Origin of the sequence: Acinetobacter sp. YH16032, from assembly GCF_013417345.1 — a bacterium.
Classification (GTDB): domain Bacteria; phylum Pseudomonadota; class Gammaproteobacteria; order Pseudomonadales; family Moraxellaceae; genus Acinetobacter.
In genome coordinates, this window is record NZ_VPEE01000081.1 from 1 (window position 1) to 3,731 (window position 3,731).

The 3,731-nt window shown below is 46.1% G+C and carries 3 protein-coding genes and 1 pseudogene; 2 read left to right on the forward strand and 2 right to left on the reverse strand.

The genetic code is table 11. The features are described 5' to 3' along the window. Window positions 1-120 precede the first annotated feature (120 nt). Window positions 121-519: a hypothetical protein gene (locus tag FTV32_RS16020; protein WP_001560793.1), complete on the reverse strand. Its 399-nt coding sequence runs from the start codon at window positions 517-519 to the stop codon at window positions 121-123. Between the two features lie 175 nt (window positions 520-694). On the opposite strand from FTV32_RS16020, the pseudogene FTV32_RS16025 reads away from it, so the two are divergent. After that, window positions 695-868 (forward strand): annotated as a pseudogene (locus FTV32_RS16025) (mobilization protein); the annotation flags it as partial. A 188-nt stretch (window positions 869-1,056) separates the two neighbouring features. Here the strand turns inward: FTV32_RS16025 and FTV32_RS16030 are convergent. Continuing rightward, complete coding sequence (locus tag FTV32_RS16030; RefSeq protein ID WP_031612478.1) at window positions 1,057-1,938, reverse strand: GTPase family protein; 882 nt, start codon at window positions 1,936-1,938, stop codon at window positions 1,057-1,059. A gap of 657 nt (window positions 1,939-2,595) precedes the next feature. Here FTV32_RS16030 and FTV32_RS16035 point away from each other — a divergent pair. Further along, window positions 2,596-3,531: a replication initiation protein gene (locus tag FTV32_RS16035; RefSeq protein WP_031612480.1), complete on the forward strand. Its 936-nt coding sequence runs from the start codon at window positions 2,596-2,598 to the stop codon at window positions 3,529-3,531. The last annotated feature ends 200 nt before the right edge of the window (window positions 3,532-3,731 follow it).

Genomic DNA, 3,731 nt, shown 5'->3' on the forward strand with positions numbered 1-3,731 from the left:
CCAGCAATGGTGCTGTTTTCCGCATGATTGCGCTGGTAGTGCTCGCCGCAGTCTCATGACCGAGCGTAGCGAGCGAATGAGCGAGGAAGCACCAGGGAATCGGAACACGGATGGAGGCACTTACGCGTCTGGGTTTGGGGATGTCTCCAGATCGTACTTAAGTTCCTTAAGTGCCTGTAATATCCTGTCTTTTTTATAGCATAGCTCGCCTGTTTTTGTGTCTACCAGTCCTGCTTCGATCAGTAGCCCAGCCGCGAGAAAGAGCCGGTGATTGCGTTCTCGTCGTTGTTTTTTTCCCTCGATTCGTTTTTGGACCGCCTGTTTTCGTTCGCTCTCCTGTGCCTGTAAGTCGTTTTTTTCCGCTGTTGCCAGTACGTGGAGGAGTTTGCGTTCCTGTTCTGTGAGTCCTGCTTCGTTGTCGAGCAGGTCAATAATCTGTCTCTGTCGTGCGGTCTGTTCTCCGAGCTTCCTGATGAATCCGATCCGTTTCTTCAGCCATTCGATGTTGCTGATGCGCATGTTCGTGGTGCTCCCTGGTGTTTTTTGCGGTGTGTTGTGGTCGTGCAGTATATCGCTTGCGGTCGGTGGGTGCAGGGGGGTATCTTCCTTCTAATTCGTGAAATTAGAAGGAAGCGCACTTATATGTTTCTCTCCTTCGTCGAGAAACAGTGCGCTCCTGCGGAGGGCTGAAACCGTGGCAACCTATCACCTCAGCGTTAAATTTGGAGGCAAGGGACAGGCTGCAAACCACGCCGATTACATCGAGCGCAAAGGGGAGTATGCGAAACGGAAAGATCTGGAATACACGGAGCACGGAAACATGCCGGAATGGGCCAGGGATAATCCTTCCCATTTCTGGCAGGCGGCTGTATCAGAAAGTTGTGACACTGGAAGATAAACTGGCGGAGAAAACTGTCACGGGTAAGAGCCGGAAAAACTGACGCGCTCTGTGAGGTGTTTGAATTGTTCGCTGTTCACATCGGATAAAACCGATCTTGGAAAAAGAAACGTTGATAACTAAGATTCAGGATAGTAATCATCCTGAATCTTAATGAATTACCAGAATTTAAGTTTTGATAGTATTTTCTTACCTGCAGCAACAACAGTTGCAGCTACTACTTCAACAACTACATCCTTTACGTTATCCCAGGCTTCACCTGTCCATTCTTTAATGGTGTCCCATACGCCCTTTTCTGCGCTTTCTGCCATTTTTTCTGTTTTTATTTCTTCTCCTGCTTCGCGATAGAGAGCATATTTTTTCTCCTTTGGGAGGATGTCTATTATTGTCTCCATTGCTTTAGAAATATTAAACTTTCTTTTGACTGATGTAGGTATAATGTATGAAGCAGGAACAGAAAAGGCAGTACTTACTTCTAGTATTTTCTCATTTACACTAGCTAACTGCTCTTTTGTCGGCTCGTTTTTCTTTTTATCCCAAAGAAGTTCACCTTCATCGTCTTCTGTTGGTTCTATTTTATCTATTTGGTTTATGAAAAATACAACAGGACATTTTTTTATATTAGGTAGCAATATATCGTTATATACCTTTTGAGAAATTGCGTAAGCCCTTTCATCAGACTTTATTACCCATACAACTAGGTCTAACTTTGCAACATTCTCTTTGTATAGATTATAATATTCTTTGTCTCTTTCCAAGGTTTCACCAACACCAGGAAAGTCTATTATCGTAAGTCCTCCCTCATTTCCATCTTCTGGCTTGATATGAATTTCTTGAATCTCTCTTGTGCAAGCAGCGACGTTACTGACTGGGGCTACATCACGACCAAATAATGCATTGCATAATGATGATTTACCTACGCCAGTTGATCCAAAAATACCGACTCGTGGCGTGTAACCTTTTATTTCCCTTATTTTCTTTTCGATTGCTTGTCTAATTTTTTCTTTGCTGTTTAGTGTCGATTTATCAATATATTCCATTTTAAGAACCTATATTGTCAAGAAATATTACTTATAAATAAACCACCTATTTTATAAGTGGTATTTTATTGTATTCGATAAATGTTATCTAGAGCTGTGTTCAGGTTGTTGTGAGACTAAACCTTTTAAGCGATTTCCTAAAAAGGTGGGGTACATGGAGCTCAGAAAACAAACTATCCCAAGACTGTTTTTTAGTCATGTTGCTTTGGAGAGAGGGTGGGATGAACTATGGCAATTATTGTGTCTGATGCTGATATCGAACTGTTTTATCCATCTATGCAAGGATATGGATGAGAAAATTTGCTGTTTTGACCCATTCGCCCTTCTGAACGGTTGAAACTGTTCGCGAATCACTTTTGTGCATAGTTATGCAGCCCCATAAAAATAATTCTGACGCATTTTTCGGGGTTGCCCTGGTGTTTCCTTGTATTTTTGCGTTTTTTGCGTCAGAAAGCGATTGAGAGCGTTTTAAGGGGTTCGTACAACAGGAGTTATGGTAAATGGATCGTTTTTGCGGGAAGGCTCGACAGGTTTTGTTGTTGGGGGTAGTGTAAGCGACTGAAAAACAAACGCCCCTGAAATTCGTGTCTATCCGCCAAGACTTTCACGAAAATACAGGGGCGATGTCGGTCGATAACCTGGAAGGAATCGTAACACATGAGCGCCGCGCTTCAATACTTCGAAGAAAATTTACCCCACCGTCCCTATCACACGGATGATCTCGCTTTTGGTCTTCGCATCTCCGGCAAAGGGCGTGCGCTTCTTGCGCGGTACATCCAGCAGAACCAGCCTCATGCGCAGTTCTGGCTGGTTTTTGACGTTGACCGTGTAGGAGCTGCGATTGACTGGAGCGACCGGAACGCTCCCGCGCCGAACATCACCGTAAAAAATCCTGTGAACGGTCATGCTCACCTGCTCTACGCACTCAATATCGCCGTGAGAACCGCGCCGGACAGCTCGGTTAAGGCGCTGAAATACGCCGCTGCGATTGAACGTTCGCTGTGTGAGAAACTTTGTGCAGATGTGAACTACAGCGGACTGATTTGCAAAAATCCGTTCCACCTGGAATGGCAGGTGATGGAGTGGCGCGAGGAGGCCTATACCCTCGATGAACTGGCTGATTATCTCGATTTGAGCGCCTCAGCGCGCCGTAGCATCGATAAACATTACGGGATGGGGCGAAACTGCCATCTGTTCGAAATGACGCGCAAATGGGCTTACAGGGCGATTCGTCAGGGCTGGCCAGCATTCTCACAGTGGCTTGATGCCGTGATTCAGCGTGTCGAAATGTACAACGCATCGCTTCCCGTTCCGCTTTCTCCGCCTGAATGTCGGGCTATTGGCAAGAGCATTGCGAAATACACGCACAGGAACTTCACGCCGGAAACTTTCGCACAGTATGTGGCTGATACGCACACCCCAGAAATACAGGCCAAGAGAGGCCGGAAAGGTGGTATCGCTAAAGGCGAAGCCTACGATGACAAGCGTTTCATGGCGCTATGTATGCTGGAGAATGGATATTCTCAGAAAGCTATTGCGGCGATGCTGAATGTACATCGTAATACGATCCGTAATTGGGCAATGCACAAATAGCCTATATCAGATAACAGCGCCTTTTCGGCGTCTTTTTGAGCTGAGGGCTTTCCGGCGGTTTTCTCCTTTCAGCCCAGCAATGGTGCTGTTTTCCGCATGATTGCGCTGGTAGTGCTCGCCGCAGTCTCATGACCGAGCGTAGCGAGCGAATGAGCGAGGAAGCACCAGGGAATCGGAACACGGATGGAGGCACTTACGCG

Bases quoted from the DNA above. Each gene is read 5' to 3' on its own strand.
- FTV32_RS16035 (WP_031612480.1), top strand. From the start codon at position 2,596: ATGAGCGCCGCGCTTCAATACTTCGAAGAAAATTTACCCCACCGTCCC.
- FTV32_RS16030 (WP_031612478.1), bottom strand. From the start codon at position 1,938: ATGGAATATATTGATAAATCGACACTAAACAGCAAAGAAAAAATTAGA.
- FTV32_RS16020 (WP_001560793.1), bottom strand. From the start codon at position 519: ATGCGCATCAGCAACATCGAATGGCTGAAGAAACGGATCGGATTCATC.